The organism is Pseudomonas sp. SP16.1, from assembly GCF_052682975.1.
This window is the reverse complement of sequence record NZ_JBQYFZ010000001.1, coordinates 4,496,556-4,516,716: the sequence shown is the minus strand read 5'-3', so window position 1 is coordinate 4,516,716 and position 20,161 is coordinate 4,496,556. Positions and strand designations below refer to the sequence as shown.

Below are 20,161 nucleotides of genomic sequence, written 5' to 3'. Positions count from 1 at the left end.
GGAGGGGCTTTAGCCCCTCCTACAGCTCAGGCCAGCGCCGCCTTCAGCTCGGCTTCGATGGCCGCGCGGTCGAGCTGCTGGCCGATCACCACCAGGCGGCTCAGGCGCGGCTCGTCGGCCTGCCAGGCGCGGTCGAAGTGGCGGTCGAAGCGCTGGCCGACACCCTGCACCAGCAGGCGCAGGGGTTTGCCAGGGATCGCCGCGAAGCCCTTGACCCGCAGGATGCCGTGCTTGGCCACCGCGTCCTTCAGCGCGGCCAGCAGGCGCGCCTCCTCGGCCTCCGGTAGTTCCACGTGGAACGAAGCGAATTCCTCGTGATCGTGGTCGTCGTCCTCGTCGTCGTGATGGGTGCGGCGGCCGTCGATATGCAGCTCGGTCTCGCTGTTCAGGCCCAGCAGCACGTCCAGCGGCAGCTCGCCGCCATGCGCCTCGATCACCTTGACCGCCGGCGGCAATTCCTCGGCCACCTCCGCGCGTACCGCGGCCAGCGCCTCGGCGTCGAGCAGGTCGGCCTTGTTGAGGATCACCAGGTCGGCGCTGGCCAACTGATCGGCGAACAGCTCGTGCAGCGGCGACTCGTGGTCGAGGTTGGGGTCGAGCTGGCGCTGCGCGTCCACCTGCTCGGGGAAGGCGGCGAAGGTGCCGGCCAGCACCGCCGGGCTGTCGACCACGGTGATCACCGCATCGACGGTGCAGGCGTTGCGGATTTCCGGCCAGTTGAAGGCCTGCACCAGCGGCTTGGGCAGGGCCAGGCCACTGGTCTCGATGAGGATATGGTCCAGGTCGCCACGGCGCGCCACCAGCTCGCGCATCACCGGGAAGAACTCCTCCTGTACGGTGCAGCACAGGCAGCCGTTGGCCAGCTCGAAGACGCGGCCCATGGCCTCTTCCTCGCTGCAGCCGATGGCGCACTGCTTGAGGATCTCGCCGTCGATGCCCAGCTCGCCGAACTCGTTGACGATCACCGCGATACGGCGCCCTTCGGCGTGAGCCAGCAGATGGCGCAGCAAGGTGGTTTTGCCGGCACCGAGAAATCCGGTGACGATGGTGACGGGCAGTTTGGCGAGGGTTTTCATGGCGGGCCCCGTGGCGACGATAGATTCGGCGGACGGGTGTACGGGCAGACAGGCACGCGCGAGCATGCTGGCCGCGTCGGATCACCCCGTCCGAACAGTTGGCTGACGAAACGAGGCAGGTCTCCTGGCTCACGGCTTGCGCGGCGCGCATCCCTTCACCTTCCCGCCGGTTGGCAGTGGTCTAACGAAGGGCATAACCGTTTACAGTTGCGGGGGCAGCCAGGGCATCGACCCTGTTCCCTCTTAGCTTCCCGGCGGCAATGCCGGGAAGAACCTCGAACGCGAGAAGGCTACGCAGGCCGCGGCGGTCGGTCAATCGCGGTTGACCGGTGGGGGGCACCATGTTGAGCTACGCCGCCACTCAGCCCGAATACCGCTTATGCTGCCCGCCTCTTCCACATGCCGCTCAGCATCGCCGCCGCAGGTGGTGGCCGGACTGGGCTGCCGGCGTGGCTGCAGCCTGGACGAGCTGCTAGCCCTGCTTATCCACAGCCTGAACCAGCATGAGCTGACGGTGGATAACCTGGCCGGATTGGCCAGCATCGCCCACAAGCGCGAGGAAACGGCACTGCAGGAACTGGCCGAGCAGCTGAAGCTGAGGCTGCAGTTCTTCAGCAGTGAAGAACTCGCGCCTCAGCAGTCGGCCACCGGCGGCAGCGCCCTGGTCCAGTCCGTCACCGGCAGCCCCGCGGTGGCCGAGCCCTGCGCCCTGGCCCTGGCCGCCCGCCTGGGCGCCACACCTCGTCTGCTCGGCGAGAAAAACCGCACGGCCAACGCCACCTGTGCGCTGGCCACTTTCGAGAGAGAGCCCGCAGCATGACCGTCTACTTTATCGGCGCCGGCCCCGGCGACCCCGAGCTGATCACCGTCAAGGGCCAGCGCCTGATCCGTTCGTGCCCGGTGATCCTCTACGCCGGCTCGCTGGTGCCCGAAGCGGTGCTGCAGGGCCATAGCGCCGAGCGGGTGGTGAATACCGCCGAGCTGAATCTCGCAGAAATCGTCAACCTGCTGCATCAGGCCCATAAGCGCGGCCAGGACGTGGCCCGCGTGCATTCCGGCGACCCCTCGCTGTACGGTGCCATCGGCGAACAGATTCGCGAGCTGCGCGCCCTCGGCATCCCCTTCGAGATCGTTCCCGGGGTCACCGCCACCGCCGCTTGCGCCGCCTTGCTGGAAAGCGAGCTGACCCTGCCCGGCGTGTCGCAGACCCTGATCCTTACCCGCTACGGCACCACCTCGCCGATGCCCGAGGGCGAGCAGTTGCACGACTTGGCGCGGCACCGCGCCACCCTGGCCATCCACCTCGGCGTGCGTCAACTGCCGGCCATAGTCGGCGAGCTGCTGCCGCACTACGGCGCCGACTGCCCCATCGCGGTTATCCACAGGGCGAGCTGGCCCGATCAGGACTGGGTGCTGGGCACCCTGGCCGATATCGAGGAAAGGGTCGCCGCCAAGGATTTCCGCCGTACCGCGCTGATCCTGGTCGGCCGGGTGCTGGGTGCCGAGGGATTCGCCGAGTCGGCGCTGTACCACGCCGGACACCGCCACCTGTTCAGGCCAGATGCGTGAAGCCCGCTTGGCGATGTTGTTCAGTCGCGCCGTCTGCCGCGGACCAGCAGGCGCATATCGTCCAGCGCCGGCACGCCCGCCAGTAGCACCAGCAAGATGGCCAGCGGCACGGTGGAGACGTAGCCCAGGTACTTGAATCCCAGCGCGCCGAATGTCCCGCCGAGGAAGAAGCACAGCAGCAGCAAGGCGAGGATTCTCAAGCGCTCCCGGTCCGCCAGGACCCGGGCGTGTCCGACGCTGCGGTTCCAGTAGCACAGCTTGCCCAGCTCGATGCCGATATCGGTGATCAGTCCGGTGACATGCGTTGTGCGGATCTCCGCCCGGGACAGCTTGGTGATCAAGGCGTTCTGTAGGCCCATAATGAAGCACAGCAGCATCACCGTGAGCGGAACGAACAACCCGGCGACTTGCGCCAAGCCGGCGCCCAGCAGGCCGAAACACAGCAGCAGCGCCGCCTCCAGCAACAATGGCAGGGCGTACTCGCTGTGCAGGCGGCGACGTCGGGAGTAGTGGATCATCAGGGTCGAGCAGAGCGCACCGAACAGGAACGACAGCACGCCGCCCAATCCCGCCAGAACCGGCGCAAAGGCGCCGAGCACCAGGTTGTCGGCCATGGACGAGACGATCCCGGTCATGTGCGAGGTGTATTGCTGCACGGCGAGAAAACCACCGGCATTGATCGCACCGGCAATCGCCGCAAGGGCGAAGCCCAGTTGCCGATTGGCCGCCACAGTTCGCTCGCGACCAGTCAGGCGCCTAGCATAGTTGAAGGGCATGCAGCACCTCGTGCTGGACGGCTTTACAGATGGGTTTCTACCCGCTTGATACCCAACCCCCGCAGCTCGACCATCAGGCTGTCCAGACTGGGGAAAGACTCCACCTGTTCGGCATCGTCCACCAGGAAGTAGCTCCTGCCCTCGCCCTTCTTGAAGAACACGATCCACTCGCGCGTATTGGCCGGGTTGGCGATGACCTGGGTGTCGAACACCGCGCCATCGGCCAAGCGTTGGATCACGTCTGCGCGCTTCACTCGACGGTCACGCTCTTGGCCAGGTTGCGCGGCTGGTCGACGTCGGTGCCCTTGAACACGGCAACATGGTAGGACAGCAGTTGCAGTGGCACGGTGTAGAGGATCGGCGCCAGCAGGTCGTGGATATGCGGCATGGCCACCACGTGGATGCCCTCGCCGTTGCGCAGACCGGCCTGCTGGTCGGCGAAGACGATCAGCTCGCCGCCGCGGGCGCGCACTTCCTGCAGGTTGGACTTGAGCTTCTCCAGCAGCTCGTTGTTCGGCGCCACGGTGACCACCGGCATATCGCCGTCGACCAGGGCCAGCGGGCCGTGCTTGAGTTCGCCGGCCGGGTAGGCCTCGGCGTGGATATAGGAGATTTCCTTGAGCTTGAGCGCGCCTTCCATGGCCACCGGGTACTGCGCGCCACGGCCGAGGAACAGGCTGTGGTGCTTCTCGGCGAACAGCTCGGCAATCTTCTCGACGGTCTTGTCCATCGCCAGCGCCTCGCCCAGGCGGGTCGGCAGGCGGCGCAGCTCTTCCACCAGCTCGGCGGCCAGGCTCTTGTCCAGGCTGCCGTGCACCTGGCCGAGGGCCAGGGTCAGCAGCATCAGGCCGACCAGCTGGGTGGTGAAGGCCTTGGTCGAGGCCACGCCGATTTCCGGGCCGGCCTGGGTCAGCAGGCACAGGTCGGATTCGCGCACCAGCGAGCTGGTGCCGACGTTGCAGATCACCAGGCTGGCCAGATAGCCGCCCTGGCCCGGCGCCTTCTCCTTGGCGTTGCGCAGCGCCGCCAGGGTGTCGGCGGTCTCGCCGGATTGAGAAATGCTGACGAACAGGGTGTCGGGCTGCACCACCACCTTGCGGTAGCGGAACTCGCTGGCCACTTCGACCTGGCAGGGAATCCCGGCCAGCTCCTCGAGCCAGTAACGGGCGACCATGCCGGCGTGGTAGCTGGTGCCGCAGGCGACGATCTGCACGTTCCTGACCTTGGCGAACAGCTCGGCGGCCTGCGGGCCGAACGCCTGCACCAGCACCTGATCGCTGCCCAGGCGGCCTTCCAGGGTGCGCTGCACTACCTGGGGCTGCTCGAAGATTTCCTTGAGCATGAAGTGGCGGTACTCGCCCTTGTCCGCCGCCTCGGCGCCCTCGTGGTACTGCACGGCTTCGCGCTGCACCGGCTGACCGGCGGCGTTCCAGATCTGCACGGCGTCGCGACGGATCTCGGCGATATCGCCCTCTTCCAGGTAGATGAAGCGGTCGGTGACCTGGCGCAGGGCCAGCTGATCCGAGGCGAGGAAATTCTCGCCGAGCCCCAAGCCGATCACCAGCGGGCTGCCGCTGCGTGCGGCGAGCAGTCGATCCGGCTGCTTGGCGCTGATTACGGCTAGACCATAGGCACCGTGCAGCTCGGGAATGGCGGCCTTGAGTGCGGCGGTCAGGTCGCCGAGCTGCTGCAGCTTGTGTTCGAGCAGGTGGACGATGGTCTCGGTGTCGGTATCTGAGCTGAACAGGTAGCCGAGGCCCTTGAGGCGCTCGCGCAGCTCCTCGTGGTTCTCGATGATGCCGTTGTGCACCACTGCCAGCTCCTCGCCGGAGAAGTGCGGGTGGGCGTTACGCTCGCTCGGCGCGCCGTGGGTGGCCCAGCGGGTGTGGGCGATGCCCAGGCGCCCGGCCAGCGGCTCGGCCTGCAGGGCGGCCTGCAGTTCGCTGACCTTGCCGACGCGGCGGCGACGATCCAGTGCGCCCTGCTCGCTCAGCAGCGCCACCCCGGCGCTGTCGTAGCCGCGGTATTCCAGGCGCTTGAGGCCTTCGACCAGAACCGGGGTGATATTGCGCTCAGCGATGGCGCCGACGATTCCACACATGGGGTCTCTCCTTAGTTTTCCAGCGGCGCGAGGATCAGCTGGATACCTCGCGCGCGTATCTGTTCGGCGGCCCGGGCATCCAGGCGCGCGTCGGTGATCAGGGTATGTACGCTGCCCCAGGGCAGCTCCAGGTTGGGGATGCGCCGGCCGATCTTGTCGCTCTCGACCATGACGATGACCTCGCGGGCGACCTCGGCCATGACCCGCGACAGGCCGAGCAGCTCGTTGAAGGTGGTGGTGCCGCGCTCCAGGTCGATGCCGTCGGCGCCGATAAACAGCTGGTCGAAATCGTAGGAACGCAGCACCTGCTCGGCCACCTGACCCTGGAAAGACTCCGAGTGCGGATCCCAGGTGCCGCCGGTCATCAGCAGCACCGGCTCGTGCTCCAGTTCGCGCAGGGCGTTGGCCACGTTCAGCGAGTTGGTCATCACCACCAGGCCTGGCCGGTGGCCGAGCTGCGGGATCATCGCCGCGGTGGTGGTGCCGCTGTCGATGATGATCCGCGCGTGCTCGCGAATGCGCGCCACGCCGGCGCGGGCGATGGCCTGCTTGTAGGGGGAAAGCGGCTGCGCCGGCTCGCCGATCAGCTCCTGCGGCACCGGCACGGCGCCACCGTAGCGGCGCAGCAGCAGGCCGTTCTTCTCCAGGGCGGCCAGGTCCTTGCGGATCGTCACTTCGCTGGTGGCGAAGTGCTGCGCCAGTGCATCCACGGACACCTCGCCCTGCTCGGCGAGCAGGGCGAGGATGGTGTGGCGACGTTGCGGCGTGTTGCGCTTCGACATGCTTAAGTTTCGATTCGAAAGATAATGGCGCGAATCAAAACCTACCGAAGCTTTCGAGTCAAGCGGCAATCGACGTAGGGTGGATATGCCGCGGCCTTGTCCGCCAGGGGCACTGAACGAAGCATGCCCTGCCCGGCCAACCCGCTCAGCGAGTCGGCAGGACCTCGTTGGGGTCGAGGTAGAACATCTTCTTCCAGCCCTGGGTCGAGTCGTCCGCGCGCCAGGGCAGCGGTAGCAGGCTGACGATCGAGTAGTGCAGATGCGCCGGTTTGCCGCGGGCGTTGCCACTGTCGCCGACCGAGCCCAGCACGCTGCCGGTCAGCAGCGGCTGGCCCGGATAGACCTCGACGCTGTGCAGGTGGGCGTAGTAATGAATGCGCCACTTCGGCCCCAGGGCGACGACCACCTTGCCGCCCTGTTCGATCTCGCCGCGAAACAGCACCACGCCGTAGCTGCTGGAGCGCACCGGCGTGCCGAGACTGGCGAAGATGTCGATGCCCTTGTGCACGCCGGAACGTCCCCAGGGCTCGAACCAGAAGGTCCGGGGATTCCAGTCCCTGGAACTGGCGCCGTCCACCGGAATCCGTGGCCATTCCGGCAGCAAGGCCCAGATCAGCAGCAGCCCGGGCACTATCCAGCGTTTACGTAATGGCATCCTTGCCGGCTCCTTCAGGTCTTCTTGGTCGGGCGCTTCCAGCCTTCGATATTGCGCTGCTTGGCCCGGCCGACGGCCAGGCTGTCGGCCGGCACGTCGGCGGTGATGGTCGAGCCGGCACCGGTGGTGGCGCGGTCGCCGAGGGTAACCGGCGCTACCAGCGCGCTGTTGGAGCCGATAAACACGTCCTCGCCCATGACGGTGCGAAACTTGTTGGCGCCGTCGTAGTTGCAGGTGATGGTGCCGGCGCCGATGTTGCTGCGCGCGCCGATCTCGGCGTCGCCCAGATAGCTCAGGTGGCCGGCCTTGGCGCCTTCGCCGAGAACCGCATTCTTCAGCTCGACGAAGTTACCCACATGGGCCTTGGCGCCCAGTCGGCTGCCTGGACGCAGACGGGCGAACGGGCCGCAGTCGGCGCCCTCGCCCAGCTCGGCGCCTTCCAGGTGGCTGCTGGCCTTGACCACGGCGCCCTTGCGCAGCACCGTGTCCTTGATTACGCAGTTGGCGCCGATCTGCACATCGTCCTCGATGACCACCCGGCCTTCGAGAATCACGTTGACGTCGATCAGCACGTCGCGGCCCACCACCACCTCGCCACGCAGGTCGAAACGCGCCGGGTCGCGCAGGGTCACGCCCTGGGCCATCAAGCGCCGCGCCGCGCGCTGCTGGTAGTGGCGCTCCAGCTCGGCGAGCTGGATGCGGTCGTTGGCGCCCTGCACTTCCATGGCGTCCTGCGGCTGCTCGGTGGCCACCAGCAGGCCGTCGGCCACGGCCATGGCGATCACGTCGGTGAGGTAGTACTCGCCCTGGGCATTGCTGTTGGACAGGCGGCCTAGCCAGTCGCCCAGGCGCTTGCCGGGCACGGCGAGGATGCCGGTGTTGCCCTCGCAGATCTGCCGCTGCTCGGGGGTGGCATCCTTGTGCTCGACTATGGCCTGCACCACGCCTGCGGCGTCGCGGACGATACGGCCGTAGCCGCTGGGGTCGACCAGGTCGACGGTGAGCAGGGCCAGTTGCTCGTCGGCCACCTTGGCCAGCAGGCGCTGCAGGGTCTCGGCTTCGATCAGCGGCACGTCGCCGTAGAGGATCAGCACGCGCTCGGCGCTCAAGGCCGGCAACGCCTGGGCCACGGCATGACCGGTGCCGAGCTGCTCGGCCTGCAGGACGAAGTTGAGGTCGTCGCCGGCCAGGCGCTCGCGGACCAGCTCCGCACCATGCCCGATCACCACGTGGATGCCTTGCGGCTGCAGCTGGCGGGCGGTGTCGATCACGTGACCGAGCATGGACTTACCGGCAACCGGATGCAGGACCTTGGGCAGGGCGGAGCGCATGCGCGTGCCCTGACCGGCGGCGAGGATGACGATATCGAGGGACATAAGAGCGGATCCTGAACGACCCGGGAACCGGCCCGGGGTTGAACGACTGGGAATGCAGGTAGGGTGCGCCGTGCGCACCAGCGGACCGCACTATTCGTTGCTGCGCACGGCACACCCTACACAAAATCTGCAGGCAAAGAAAAAGGGTAGCCAAGGCTACCCTTTCTCCCAACGCGGTTGAAGCTGCCGGCGTTAGCCGCCGAACTTCTTGCGCAGCTGCTGGACGGTACGCAGCTGAGCGGCGACCTCGGCCAGGTGCGCGGCGGCGCTACCGTAGTCGAACTCGGCGCCCTGCTGGTGCAGTGCCTTCTCGGCGGCCTTGAGGGCCTCCTGGGCAGCGGCTTCGTCGATATCGGCAGCACGCTGCACGGTGTCGGCGAGAACCTTGACCATGTTCGGCTGCACTTCGAGGAAGCCACCGGAGATGTAGTACACCTCGGCCTCGCCGCCCTGCTTGATCAGGCGGATCGGGCCCGGCTTCAGGTCGGTGATCAGCGGCGCGTGGCCCGGAGCGATACCCAGATCACCCAGGTTGCCGTGCGCAATCACCATCTCGACCAGGCCGGAGAAGATCTCCGCTTCCGCGCTGACGATATCGCAATGGACTGTCATAGCCATACGCTTGCCTCACGTGACAGGTTGTGGACAAGTTTATCCACAACCTGATGCGCCCGTCGCCAGGCGCATGGGGTGATTACAGTTTCTTCGCCTTCTCGATGGCTTCTTCGATGCCGCCAACCATGTAGAACGCTTGTTCCGGCAGGTGGTCGTAGTCGCCCTTGAGAATGCCGCTGAAGCCGGCGATGGTGTCCTTGAGGGACACGTACTTGCCCGGCGAACCGGTGAAGACTTCGGCCACGAAGAACGGCTGGGACAGGAAGCGCTGGATCTTACGAGCGCGCGATACCAGCTGCTTGTCCGCCTCGGACAGCTCGTCCATACCGAGGATGGCGATGATGTCCTTCAGTTCCTTGTAACGCTGCAGCACGTACTGAACGCCACGAGCGGTCTCGTAGTGTTCGTTGCCGATGACGTTCGGGTCCAGCTGACGGCTGGTGGAGTCCAGCGGGTCAACGGCCGGGTAGATACCCAGGGAAGCGATGTCACGGGACAGTACGACGGTGGCGTCCAAGTGGGCGAAGGTGGTCGCCGGGCTCGGGTCGGTCAGGTCGTCCGCGGGAACGTAGACGGCCTGGATCGAGGTGATCGAGCCTTTCTTGGTGGAGGTGATGCGCTCCTGCAGAACGCCCATCTCTTCGGCCAGGGTCGGCTGGTAGCCTACTGCCGACGGCATACGGCCGAGCAGTGCGGATACTTCGGTACCGGCGAGGGTGTAACGGTAGATGTTGTCGACGAACAGCAGTACGTCACGACCTTCGTCACGGAACTTCTCGGCCATGGTCAGGCCGGTCAGCGCCACGCGCAGACGGTTGCCTGGCGGCTCGTTCATCTGACCGTAGACCAGGGCTACCTTGTCGAGAACGTTGGAGTCCTTCATCTCGTGGTAGAAGTCGTTACCCTCACGAGTACGCTCACCCACACCGGCGAACACGGAATAACCGCTGTGCTCGATGGCGATGTTACGGATCAGTTCCATCATGTTCACGGTCTTGCCGACGCCGGCACCACCGAACAGACCGACCTTACCGCCCTTGGCGAACGGGCAGACCAGGTCGATTACCTTGATACCGGTTTCCAGCAGCTCGTTGCCGCCAGCTTGCTCGGCATAGCTCGGCGCAGCGCGGTGGATTTCCCACTGCTCTTCTTCACCGATGGGGCCGGCTTCGTCGATCGGGTTGCCCAGCACGTCCATGATCCGGCCCAGGGTCGCTTTACCGACCGGCACCGAGATGGCCTTGTTGGTGCGGGTGACGTCCAGGCCACGCTTGAGGCCTTCGGTCGAACCCATCGCAATGGAACGTACCACGCCGTCGCCCAGCTGCTGCTGGACTTCCAGGGTGGTTTCGGCGCCGACTACTTTCAGCGCCTCGTATACGGCTGGCACCTGATCACGCGGGAATTCCACGTCGATAACGGCGCCGATGATTTGAACGATACGTCCGCTACTCATCTTTGGTTCCTCTGAATATTTGAACCGTTCTTAAACCGCGGCAGCGCCGCCGACGATTTCCGAAATCTCTTGGGTGATCGCTGCCTGACGCGCCTTGTTGTAGATCAGCTGCAGATCGCTGATCAGTTCACCGGCGTTGTCGGTGGCGTTCTTCATCGCGATCATCCGCGCAGCCTGCTCGGCCGCGTTGTTCTCGACCACCGCCTGGTACACCTGCGATTCGACGTAGCGAACCATCAGGCCGTCGAGCAGCTCCTTGGCATCGGGCTCGTACAGATAGTCCCAGTGATGCTTGAGCTCTTGATCCGGATCGGCCACCAGCGGAACCAGCTGTTCCACCGTCGGCTTCTGCGTCATGGTGTTGATGAACTTGTTCGAGACCACGGACAGACGGTCGATACGCCCTTCGAGGTAGGCATCGAGCATGACCTTGACGCTACCGATCAGGTCGTTGATCGAGGGCTCCTCGCCGAGGTGGCTGATCGCAGCAACGACATTGCCACCAAAGTTGCGGAAGAATGCCGCACCCTTGCTGCCAATCACGCAGAGATCGATCTCCACGCCTTGCTCGCGATCTTTCGCCATGTCCTTGACCAGGGTCTTGAACAGGTTGGTGTTCAGACCACCGCACAGACCACGGTCACTGCTCACCACCACGTAACCGGCGCGCTTGATTTCGCGCTCGATCATGAAGGGGTGGCGGTACTCCGGGTTGGCGTTGGCCAGATGACCAATCACCTGGCGGATACGCTCCGCATAGGGACGGCTAGCAGCCATGCGCTGTTGTGCCTTGCGCATCTTGCTGACCGCCACCTTTTCCATGGCGCTGGTGATCTTCTGCGTGCTTTTGATGCTCGCAATCTTGCTGCGAATCTCTTTTGCGCCTGCCATTTGACACCTATCGGGTTAGCAGGCGGGCGTCTTGCGACGCCCGCTGCGGCTTACCAGGTTTGGGTGGCCTTGAACTTCTCGATGCCGGCCTTGATGGCGGCGTCGATTTCGTCGTTGAAGTCACCTTTCACGTTGATCTTGGCCATCAGATCGGCCAGCTCACGGTTGAAGTAGCCCAGCAGGGCGGCTTCGAAGGCGCCAACTTTGTTCACTTCCACGTCGGTCAGGAAGCCGCGCTCGGCAGCGTACAGGGACACGGACATGTCGGCGATCGACATGGGCGCGTACTGCTTCTGCTTCATCAGTTCGGTGACACGCTGACCGTGCTCGAGCTGCTTGCGGGTGGCTTCGTCCAGGTCAGAGGCGAACTGGGCGAATGCCGCCAGTTCACGGTACTGAGCCAGAGCGGTACGGATACCACCGGAGAGCTTCTTGATGATCTTGGTCTGCGCGGCGCCACCGACGCGGGATACCGAGATACCGGCGTTGACGGCCGGACGGATACCCGAGTTGAACATGGCCGATTCCAGGAAGATCTGACCGTCGGTGATGGAGATCACGTTGGTCGGAACGAACGCGGAAACGTCGCCAGCCTGGGTTTCGATGATCGGCAGGGCGGTCAGCGAGCCGGTCTTGCCGGTCACGGCGCCATTGGTGAACTTCTCGACGTACTCTTCGGAAACGCGCGAAGCACGCTCCAGCAGACGGCTGTGGAGATAGAACACGTCGCCCGGGTAGGCTTCGCGGCCCGGCGGACGGCGCAGCAGCAGGGAGATCTGACGGTAGGCCACGGCCTGCTTGGACAGGTCGTCGTACACGATCAGGGCGTCTTCACCGCGGTCGCGGAAGTATTCGCCCATGGTGCAACCGGCGTACGGAGCCAGGAACTGCAGTGCGGCGGATTCCGAAGCCGAGGCGGCAACCACGATGGTGTTGGCCAGGGCGCCGGCTTCTTCCAGCTTGCGCACCACGTTGGCGATGGTCGACTGCTTCTGACCGATGGCCACGTAGACGCAGCGGATGCCGCTGTTCTTCTGGTTGATGATGGCGTCGACGGCCAGGGCGGTCTTGCCGATCTGACGGTCACCGATGATCAGCTCACGCTGGCCACGGCCGACCGGGATCATGGCGTCGACCGACTTGTAGCCGGTCTGTACCGGCTGGTCGACCGACTTACGCCAGATCACGCCCGGAGCCACTTTCTCGACAGCGTCGGTAGCGGCGGCGTTGATCGGGCCCTTGCCATCGATCGGGTTACCCAGGGCGTCGACCACGCGGCCCAGCAGTTCCGGACCAACCGGAACTTCCAGGATGCGGCCGGTGCACTTGGCGCTCATGCCTTCGGCCAGGCTGGTGTAGGCACCCAGCACGACGGCGCCGACGGAGTCCTGCTCCAGGTTCAGCGCCATACCGTAGACGCCGCCCGGGAACTCGATCATTTCGCCGTACATGACGTCGGCGAGACCGTGAATGCGCACGATGCCGTCGGAGACGGAAACGATGGTGCCTTCGTTACGGGCTTGGGAGGCGACGTCGAGTTTCTCGATGCGCCCCTTGATGATTTCACTAATTTCGGAAGGATTGAGTTGCTGCATAGCTCTGCTGCCCCTTCAAACTCAAGATTTCAATGCTTCGGCCAGCTTCGCGAGTTTGCCGCGAACTGAGCCATCGATAACCAGGTCGCCGGCGCGGATCAGTACACCACCGATCAGGGTGGCATCTTCCGCGGCGTGCAGACGCACTTCTCGGCCGAGCCGTGCACTGAGAACCTTGGCGAGTTTGTCTTGCTGTTCATCGCTCAATGCGAAGGCACTGGTGACATCCACGTCGATCGACTTCTCCTGCTCGGCCTTGTACAGCTCGAACTGGGCGAAGATGTCCGGCAACAGGGCCAGACGGTCGTTCTCGGCGACGACATGGATGAAGTTCTGTGCCTGGGCGTCGAACTTGTCGCCACACACCTCGATGAAGGCGGTGGCCTTTTCTGTACTCGTCAGACGCGGGGCCTTGAGCACGCGCTGCATGGTGTCGTCGAGCGACACCGCTGCAGCCAGGCCGAGCATGGCTGACCAATTGGCCAGTTGCTGGTGGGCCTGGGCGTGCTCGAAGGCAGCCTTAGCGTAAGGTCGGGCCAGCGTGGTCAGTTCTGCCATGATCGCGCCCTCGCTTAAATTTCGGCTGCCAGTTTGTTAACCAGCTCCGCATGCGCGCTTTGGTCGATGGATGCGCCCAGGATCTTCTCCGCACCGCTGACCGCCAGGCTGCCCACTTGGGCGCGCAGGGCGTCTTTGATGCCGTTGATTTCCTGTTCGATCTCGGCCTGAGCCTGAGCCTTCACACGGTCAGCCTCGCCACGAGCCTGATCACGGGCTTCGTCGACGATCTGAGCGGCGCGCTTCTTGGCCTGCTCGATGATTTCGGCAGCCTGACCTTTGGCGTCGCGCAGTTGCTGGGCCACTTTCTCGTGGGCCAGCTCCAGATCACGAGCCGCGCGGTTGGCAGCGTCCAAGCCGTCTGCGATCTTCTTCTGACGCTCCTGCAGAGCCGTAATGACCGGAGGCCATACGAACTTCATGCAGAACAGCACGAAGATGAAGAAGGCAACGGACTGGCCAATCAGGGTTGCATTAATGTTCACGCCAACACCTCGCTCGTTCGTTGTCCGTCACACCAATTCACTCGAAAGCGAGTGAATTAGCCTGCGATTTGACCAACGAAGGGGTTCGCGAAGGTGAAGAACAGTGCGATACCAACACCGATCATGGTCACGGCGTCGAGCAGACCGGCGACGATGAACATCTTGACCTGCAGCATCGGAACCATTTCCGGCTGACGCGCGGCGCCTTCCAGGAACTTGCCACCCAGCAGACCGAAACCGATGGCGGTACCCAGGGCACCCAGGCCGATCAGCAGTGCAACGGCGATAGCGGTCAAACCAACTACAGTTTCCATTTTTCCTCCCGACTTACAGTCGTATTGGTTAAGGTTTTTGTTGAAGCGGTAAAGCGAAATCGTTTGTTTACAGCGCCCCGAGGCCATGGCTGCGGGGTTTGTCCTGGCAGGCGCCGCCTGGGGCGACGCCGCGGAACCGGTTACGGCTTAGTGGTTATCCTCATGCGCCATCGACAGGTAGACGATGGTCAGCATCATGAAGATGAACGCCTGCAGCACGATGATCAGGATGTGGAAGATGGCCCAGGCCAGCTGCAGCACCCCGCCCAGGCCGCCGAGCAGCATGCCGCCGCTGTACATCAGGGCGATCAGGATGAAGATCAGCTCGCCGGCATACAGGTTGCCGAACAGACGCAGGGCCAGGGACACCGGCTTGGCGATCAGGGTGACGAACTCGAGCAGGAAGTTCACCGGGACCAGCAGGGCCTGCACGGCCATGTTCTTGCTGCCGAACGGATGCAGGGTCAGCTCCCCGAGGAAGCCGCCGATACCCTTGACCTTGATGCTGTAGAACAGGATCAGGGCGAACACCGACAGGGCCAGGCCCAGGGTGGCGTTCGGGTCGGTGGTCGGTACCACGCGGAAGTACAGGTGCGGATCGCCGACCAGGGTAGCGGCCAGCATCGGCAGCCAATCCACCGGGATCAGGTCCATGAAGTTCATCAGGAAGACCCAGACGAAGATGGTCAGGGCCAGAGGGGCGATCAGCGGGTTACGCCCGTGGAAGGTGTCCTTGACGCTGCCGTCGACGAACTCCACCAGCACTTCGATGAAGTTCTGCAGGCCGCCCGGTTGCCCGGAGGTGGCCTTCCTCGCCGCCAGGCGGAACAGGAAGATGAAGATCAGGCCGAGCACTACCGACACCGCCAGGGTGTCGACATGGAAGGCCCAGAAGCCCATTTCCTGGGCTTCCTTTGCGGTGTGGGCGAAACTCCAGCCGTTCACCGGGTGCTGACCATAGGTCAGGTTGGTGAGGTGGTGCTGGATGTAACCCGAAGCGGTTTCTGCTGCCATTATTTGCCTCGAACGCTTTAAGGTCTTGAAAATTTTGTTATCAGCAACGGGGCGAACCAGCTGACCAGCAGGGTCAGCAGGTAGACACCGAACAATACCGGTGCCTCCAGGGGTTGCACGCCCGCGAACGTCAGTGCGAACAGCACGAACGTCAGAATCAGTTTTCCCGCTTCGCCCGCATAAAAAGAACGGACGATATCTTTAGCAGCCCGCGCACCGCTGAAGCGGAACGCCTTGTGGGCGAAATACAGATTCGGCAGCCAGGCGATCACTCCCCCCAGCAGCGCCGAATAACCGGCAACGCTCCCCAGCGCTTGCCAGGCCACCAATGCGGCCAGCAGCAGCACGATCAACTGTGCCAGCAGAACCGGGAACACCGGCAGGCGATGGAAGGGCCGGCGCTTCGGCATGCGGCTTTCCATCAGCTGGGTTCCTCGACTCTCGACCGCTATAACTCAATGAATTGGCATAAAAAGTGCCAACAAAATTGCGCGCAGAGTATAGGGGGCCTATCCCCCCCATTCAACTGCCAGGTAGTGATTTCCGACCGTGCGCTACACGGCCAGATGTGGCCAATTGTTTCAGCGGATATGGGCGAGAACGCCCTGCAACTCGTCCAGCGAGTTGTAGCGGATGACCAGTTGGCCCTTGCCCTTGGAGCCGTGTTTTATCTGTACCGGCGAGCCCAGCCGCTCTGCCAGGCGCTGTTCCAGGCGACTGATGTCCGGGTCGGCCTTGGCCTTGGTCGGTGCCGGTTTGGCCGTCAGCCACTGGCGCACCAGGGCTTCGGTCTGGCGCACGGTGAGACCACGTGCGACAACGTGTCGCGCCGCCTCGACCTGCTGTTCCAGGGGCAAACCGAGCAATGCGCGGGCATGGCCCATCTCCAGATCGCCGTGGGCGAGCAGGGTCTTGATCTCCTCCGGCAGGGCGATCAGGCGCAGCAGGTTGGTGATGGTGACGCGCGACTTGCCGACGGCATCGGCGACCTGCTGCTGGGTCAGCTCGAATTCCTGCTGCAGGCGCTGCAGGGCCACGGCCTCCTCGATCGGGTTGAGATCCTCGCGCTGGATGTTCTCGATCAGCGCCATGGCGATGGCGGCTTCATCCGGCAACTCGCGGACCATGGCCGGGATCTTGTCCTGACCGGCCAGCTGACTGGCTCGCCAGCGCCGTTCACCGGCGACGATCTCGAAGCGGCCGCCACCGATCGGGCGCAGAACTATGGGCTGCATCACGCCCTGGGCGCGGATCGAGGCGGCCAGCTCTTCCAGGGCGGTCTGATCCATGTCGCGGCGCGGCTGGTACTTGCCGCGCTGGATCAGCTCCAGCGGCACGTATTGCAGCTCGCGGCTGTCGACCTGGGCGGCCTCTTCCTGCAGCGCGCCGACGGTATTGCCGCCGAGCAGGGCGTCCAGGCCTCGACCCAGACCTCGTTTCTTCGCAGCCATGCGGATGTTCCTTAAGCGGTAGCGGTTTTCGCGGCGGCGCGCTGCCGGCGCACCAGCTCGCCGGCCAGTGCCAGGTAGGCGATGGCACCGCGGGATTGTTTGTCGTAGACCAGCGCCGGCATGCCGAAACTCGGCGCTTCGGCCAGGCGCACGTTGCGCGGGATCACGGCGTCGTACAGCTTGTCGCCGAAGTGTTCCTTGAGCTGGGCGCTGACGTCGTTGGTCAGGCTGATGCGCGGGTCGTACATGGTGCGCAGCAGGCCTTCGATCTGCAGCTTGGGATTGAGCAGCTGGGCAATGCGCTGGATGCTGTTGACCAGATCGGACAGCCCCTCCAGCGCGTAGTACTCGCACTGCATGGGGATGATCACGCCATCGGCGGCGACCAGGGCGTTGATGGTCAGCATCGACAGCGACGGCGGGCAGTCGATGAGGATGTAGTCGTAGTTCTCACGGATCGGCGCCAGGGCGTAACGCAGGCGACTTTCCTTCATCTTCATTTCCAGCAGGGCGACTTCCGCGGCGGTCAGGTCGCGGTTGGCCGGCAGCAGCTGGTAGCCGCCATGCTCGGAGAACTGCATGGCCTCGGCCAGGTTGCATTCGCCGATCAGCACGTCGTAGATGGAGTGCTCGAGGTTGTGCTTGTCCACGCCGCTGCCCATGGTCGCGTTGCCCTGCGGGTCGAGGTCGATCAGCAGCACGCGGCGCTTGGTCGCCACCAGCGAGGCGGCCAGGTTGATGCACGTCGTGGTCTTGCCCACGCCGCCTTTCTGATTGGCGATCGCAAATACCTTGGCCATCTTGTTTCCCCCTAGACCGAGCGACGCAGTATCAACAGATGGCGTTGGCCTTGGCAACCGGGAACCCGCAGCACGTGGGTGGCGCAGAGGCGGAAGTCCGCCGGTAGCGCCTGCAACTCGTCGGCCGGGTGCACGCCCTTCATCGCCAGCCAGTGGGTATCGGCATTGCCGAGGTGACGGGTCCAGTTGCTGAAATCTTCCAGACTGCTGAAGGCCCGCGAGCTGATGCCATCGAAGGGCTGCTCGGGCCGATACGCTTCGACCCGGTTGTGGACAACCTCGAGATTGGCGAGTTTCAGCTCCAGCTTCACCTGGACGAGAAAGCGGGTCTTCTTGCCGTTGGAATCGAGCAGGGTGAAACGCCGCTCGGGGAACATGATCGCCAACGGAATGCCGGGCATGCCGCCACCGCTGCCGACATCCAGCCAGTTATCCCCACGCTCGGCCACGAAGGGCACCACCGACAGGCTGTCGAGCAGGTGGCGCGAGACCATCTCGTCGGGGTCGCGCACCGCTGTGAGGTTGTAGGCCTTGTTCCACTTGATCAGCAGGCCCAAGTAGGCGAGCAGCTGCTCCTGCTGCAGCGCGCTGAGCTCGATGCCGAGTTCACGGGCGCCCTGGATCAGTTCTTCGGCATGACGCTGGGTAACCGACATCAGGCGCTGTGCTCCAACTTCTGCCCGGCACTGCGCTTTTTCAGGTGAATCAGCAGCAGGGAGATCGCCGCCGGCGTGACCCCGGGGATGCGCCCGGCCTGGCCGAGGGTGGCCGGGCGGGTACTGCCCAGCTTGTACTGGATCTCCTTGGACAGGCCGGAAATACTGGCGTAATCCAGATCCACTGGCAGCTTGGTGTCCTCGCTGGCGCGTAGCTTGGCGATCTCGTCCTGCTGGCGGTCGATATAGCCGGCGTACTTGGTCTTGATCTCGACCTGTTCGGCCACCTGGTTATCCACAACCGGGGATTCGGTCAGCTCGGCCAGGGTGGCGTAATCGATCTCGGGGCGGGCCAGCAGGTTGAGCAGGTTGTACTCGTGGGCCAGGGGCGTGCCGAAGCGCGTGGCGATGGCGTCGCCCTGGGGCGTGCCCGGACGTACCCAGGTGCTCTTCAGCCGCTGCTCTTCCTGGACGATGCCCTCGCGCTTGGCCTCGAAGGCCGCCCAGCGCTCGTCGTCCACCAGCCCCAGCTCGCGACCCTTCTCGGTCAGGCGCAAGTCGGCGTTGTCCTCGCGCAGGATCAGCCGGTATTCGGCGCGCGAGGTGAACATGCGGTAAGGCTCCTGGGTGCCCAGGGTGATCAGATCGTCGACCAGCACGCCGATATAGGCCTCGTCGCGACGCGGGCACCAGGGCTCCTTGCCCTGCGCGCGCAGCGCGGCGTTGCAGCCGGCGAGCAGGCCCTGGGCGCCGGCTTCTTCGTAGCCGGTGGTGCCGTTGATCTGTCCGGCGAAGAACAGCCCGCCGATCACCTTGGTTTCCAGGCTGTACTGCAGGTCGCGCGGATCGAAGTAGTCGTACTCGATGGCATAGCCGGGTCGGACGATATGGGCGTTCTCCATGCCGCGGATGCTGCGCACCAGTTGCAGCTGCACGTCGAACGGCAGCGAGGTGGAGATGCCGTTGGGGTACAGCTCGTGGGTGGTCAGGCCTTCCGGCTCGATGAATACCTGGTGGCTGTCCTTGTCGGCGAAGCGGTGGATCTTGTCCTCTATCGACGGGCAGTAGCGCGGGCCGACGCCTTCGATCACCCCGGAGTACATCGGCGAGCGATCCAGGTTGCTGGCGATGATCTCGTGGGTGCGCGCGTTGGTGTGGGTGATCCAGCAGCTGATCTGTCTGGGCTGATGCTCACGCTTGCCGAGGAAGGACATCAGCGGCGTCGGGGTGTCGCCCGGTTGCTCGGTCATCACCGAGAAATCCACGGAACGACCGTCGATGCGCGGCGGTGTGCCGGTCTTCAGCCGGCCGACGCGCAGCGGCAGCTCGCGCAGACGCTGGGCCAAGGCAATGGAAGGCGGATCGCCAGCGCGACCACCGGAGTAGTTCTGCATACCGATGTGGATAAGTCCTCCGAGGAAGGTGCCTGTGGTCAACACCACAGAATCCGCGTGGAACCTGAGCCCCATCTGGGTGACCACGCCTTTGATCTGGGCGTTTTCCACAATCAGGTCATCGGCCGCCTGTTGAAAAATCCACAGGTTGGTCTGGTTCTCCAGAATCTCGCGCACCGCCGCTTTGTACAGCACGCGGTCGGCCTGGGCGCGGGTAGCGCGTACCGCCGGACCCTTGCGGCTGTTGAGCACGCGGAACTGGATGCCGCCCATGTCGGTAGCGGTGGCCATGGCGCCGCCGAGCGCATCGATTTCCTTGACCAGATGGCTCTTGCCGATCCCGCCGATGGCCGGGTTGCAGCTCATCTGGCCAAGGGTCTCGACATTGTGGGTGAGCAGCAGGGTCTTCACGCCCATGCGTGCGGCAGCCAGGGCTGCCTCGGTACCGGCATGACCGCCGCCGATCACGATCACGTCAAAACGGGAAGGGAAATCCACCACGCACCTCGTGCCTGTTGAAAAAGGGGTCTTTGAGAAAGGCGGCAAGTATAGGGACTTCAGCCCGCTGAATGAAGCCTTCTGCACAAAAAATAGCCA

Annotated in this window: 22 protein-coding genes and 1 riboswitch; of the genes, 2 read left to right on the top strand and 20 right to left on the bottom strand. The window is 64.4% G+C overall.

Annotated elements, in window-relative coordinates; translation table 11 throughout:
- Positions 1-26: 26 nt before the first annotated feature.
- Positions 27-1,076 (bottom strand): cobalamin biosynthesis protein CobW, encoded by a 1,050-nt coding sequence (cobW, locus tag ACUTAF_RS21295; RefSeq protein ID WP_445581831.1) that lies wholly within the window; start codon positions 1,074-1,076, stop codon positions 27-29.
- Between the two features lie 97 nt (positions 1,077-1,173).
- A riboswitch (cobalamin riboswitch) is annotated at positions 1,174-1,369 on the bottom strand.
- An 86-nt stretch (positions 1,370-1,455) separates the two neighbouring features.
- On the opposite strand from cobW, the gene ACUTAF_RS21290 reads away from it, so the two are divergent.
- Positions 1,456-1,896, top strand: coding sequence for a cobalamin biosynthesis protein (locus tag ACUTAF_RS21290; protein WP_445581830.1), 441 nt, complete (start codon positions 1,456-1,458; stop codon positions 1,894-1,896).
- Positions 1,893-2,645 (top strand): precorrin-4 C(11)-methyltransferase, encoded by a 753-nt coding sequence (cobM, locus tag ACUTAF_RS21285; protein WP_445581829.1) that lies wholly within the window; start codon positions 1,893-1,895, stop codon positions 2,643-2,645. Before ACUTAF_RS21290 ends, cobM begins: the two co-directional genes overlap by 4 nt.
- Positions 2,646-2,665: 20 nt before the next feature.
- Here the strand turns inward: cobM and ACUTAF_RS21280 are convergent, their stop codons facing one another.
- From ACUTAF_RS21280 to mnmG, 19 genes are all read right to left on the bottom strand, one after another.
- Positions 2,666-3,421 carry a YoaK family protein gene (locus ACUTAF_RS21280; protein WP_445581828.1) on the bottom strand — a complete coding sequence of 252 codons (756 nt, stop codon included), beginning with the start codon at positions 3,419-3,421 and terminating at the stop codon, positions 2,666-2,668.
- Positions 3,422-3,444: 23 nt separating this feature from the next.
- Positions 3,445-3,675: a hypothetical protein gene (locus ACUTAF_RS21275; protein ID WP_445581827.1), complete on the bottom strand. Its 231-nt coding sequence runs from the start codon at positions 3,673-3,675 to the stop codon at positions 3,445-3,447.
- Positions 3,672-5,522, bottom strand: a complete 1,851-nt coding sequence (glmS, locus tag ACUTAF_RS21270) for a glutamine--fructose-6-phosphate transaminase (isomerizing) (protein ID WP_445581826.1) — start codon at positions 5,520-5,522, stop codon at positions 3,672-3,674. The genes ACUTAF_RS21275 and glmS overlap by 4 nt, the downstream gene beginning before the upstream one ends.
- Before the next feature lie 11 nt (positions 5,523-5,533).
- Positions 5,534-6,304: a DeoR/GlpR family DNA-binding transcription regulator gene (locus ACUTAF_RS21265; protein WP_445581825.1), complete on the bottom strand. Its 771-nt coding sequence runs from the start codon at positions 6,302-6,304 to the stop codon at positions 5,534-5,536.
- Positions 6,305-6,449: 145 nt separating this feature from the next.
- On the bottom strand, positions 6,450-6,959 hold the full coding sequence (locus tag ACUTAF_RS21260; RefSeq protein WP_445581824.1) for a M23 family metallopeptidase: 510 nt from the start codon (positions 6,957-6,959) through the stop codon (positions 6,450-6,452).
- A gap of 14 nt (positions 6,960-6,973) precedes the next feature.
- Positions 6,974-8,335: a bifunctional UDP-N-acetylglucosamine diphosphorylase/glucosamine-1-phosphate N-acetyltransferase GlmU gene (gene glmU / locus ACUTAF_RS21255; RefSeq protein ID WP_445581823.1), complete on the bottom strand. Its 1,362-nt coding sequence runs from the start codon at positions 8,333-8,335 to the stop codon at positions 6,974-6,976.
- A 192-nt stretch (positions 8,336-8,527) separates the two neighbouring features.
- Positions 8,528-8,953 (bottom strand): F0F1 ATP synthase subunit epsilon, encoded by a 426-nt coding sequence (locus tag ACUTAF_RS21250; protein ID WP_445581822.1) that lies wholly within the window; start codon positions 8,951-8,953, stop codon positions 8,528-8,530.
- A 76-nt stretch (positions 8,954-9,029) separates the two neighbouring features.
- The gene (gene atpD / locus ACUTAF_RS21245) at positions 9,030-10,406 is read right to left on the bottom strand and encodes a F0F1 ATP synthase subunit beta (protein ID WP_406666609.1); all 1,377 of its coding nucleotides are present in this window, start codon (positions 10,404-10,406) and stop codon (positions 9,030-9,032) included.
- A gap of 30 nt (positions 10,407-10,436) precedes the next feature.
- Complete coding sequence (gene atpG, locus ACUTAF_RS21240; protein WP_445581821.1) at positions 10,437-11,297, bottom strand: F0F1 ATP synthase subunit gamma; 861 nt, start codon at positions 11,295-11,297, stop codon at positions 10,437-10,439.
- Positions 11,298-11,347: 50 nt separating this feature from the next.
- A complete protein-coding gene (gene atpA, locus ACUTAF_RS21235) occupies positions 11,348-12,892 on the bottom strand; it encodes a F0F1 ATP synthase subunit alpha (protein ID WP_445581820.1) in 1,545 nt (514 codons plus the stop codon).
- A gap of 21 nt (positions 12,893-12,913) precedes the next feature.
- The gene (locus ACUTAF_RS21230; protein WP_021442427.1) at positions 12,914-13,450 is read right to left on the bottom strand and encodes a F0F1 ATP synthase subunit delta; all 537 of its coding nucleotides are present in this window, start codon (positions 13,448-13,450) and stop codon (positions 12,914-12,916) included.
- A gap of 14 nt (positions 13,451-13,464) precedes the next feature.
- Positions 13,465-13,935, bottom strand: coding sequence for a F0F1 ATP synthase subunit B (locus ACUTAF_RS21225; protein WP_021442428.1), 471 nt, complete (start codon positions 13,933-13,935; stop codon positions 13,465-13,467).
- A gap of 56 nt (positions 13,936-13,991) precedes the next feature.
- Positions 13,992-14,249, bottom strand: a complete 258-nt coding sequence (gene atpE / locus ACUTAF_RS21220; RefSeq protein ID WP_003097235.1) for a F0F1 ATP synthase subunit C — start codon at positions 14,247-14,249, stop codon at positions 13,992-13,994.
- A gap of 147 nt (positions 14,250-14,396) precedes the next feature.
- A complete protein-coding gene (gene atpB / locus ACUTAF_RS21215; protein WP_445581819.1) occupies positions 14,397-15,263 on the bottom strand; it encodes a F0F1 ATP synthase subunit A in 867 nt (288 codons plus the stop codon).
- A 17-nt stretch (positions 15,264-15,280) separates the two neighbouring features.
- Positions 15,281-15,685: a F0F1 ATP synthase subunit I gene (locus ACUTAF_RS21210; RefSeq protein WP_445581818.1), complete on the bottom strand. Its 405-nt coding sequence runs from the start codon at positions 15,683-15,685 to the stop codon at positions 15,281-15,283.
- 159 nt (positions 15,686-15,844) lie between these two features.
- Positions 15,845-16,714, bottom strand: a complete 870-nt coding sequence (locus ACUTAF_RS21205; RefSeq protein WP_445581817.1) for a ParB/RepB/Spo0J family partition protein — start codon at positions 16,712-16,714, stop codon at positions 15,845-15,847.
- An 11-nt stretch (positions 16,715-16,725) separates the two neighbouring features.
- Positions 16,726-17,514 carry a ParA family protein gene (locus ACUTAF_RS21200; protein ID WP_445581816.1) on the bottom strand — a complete coding sequence of 263 codons (789 nt, stop codon included), beginning with the start codon at positions 17,512-17,514 and terminating at the stop codon, positions 16,726-16,728.
- Between the two features lie 11 nt (positions 17,515-17,525).
- Entirely contained in the window at positions 17,526-18,173 is a 648-nt protein-coding gene (gene rsmG, locus ACUTAF_RS21195; RefSeq protein ID WP_445582484.1) for a 16S rRNA (guanine(527)-N(7))-methyltransferase RsmG, read from the bottom strand.
- The gene (gene mnmG / locus ACUTAF_RS21190) at positions 18,170-20,062 is read right to left on the bottom strand and encodes a tRNA uridine-5-carboxymethylaminomethyl(34) synthesis enzyme MnmG (RefSeq protein WP_445581815.1); all 1,893 of its coding nucleotides are present in this window, start codon (positions 20,060-20,062) and stop codon (positions 18,170-18,172) included. Before mnmG ends, rsmG begins: the two co-directional genes overlap by 4 nt.
- Positions 20,063-20,161: the final 99 nt, after the last annotated feature.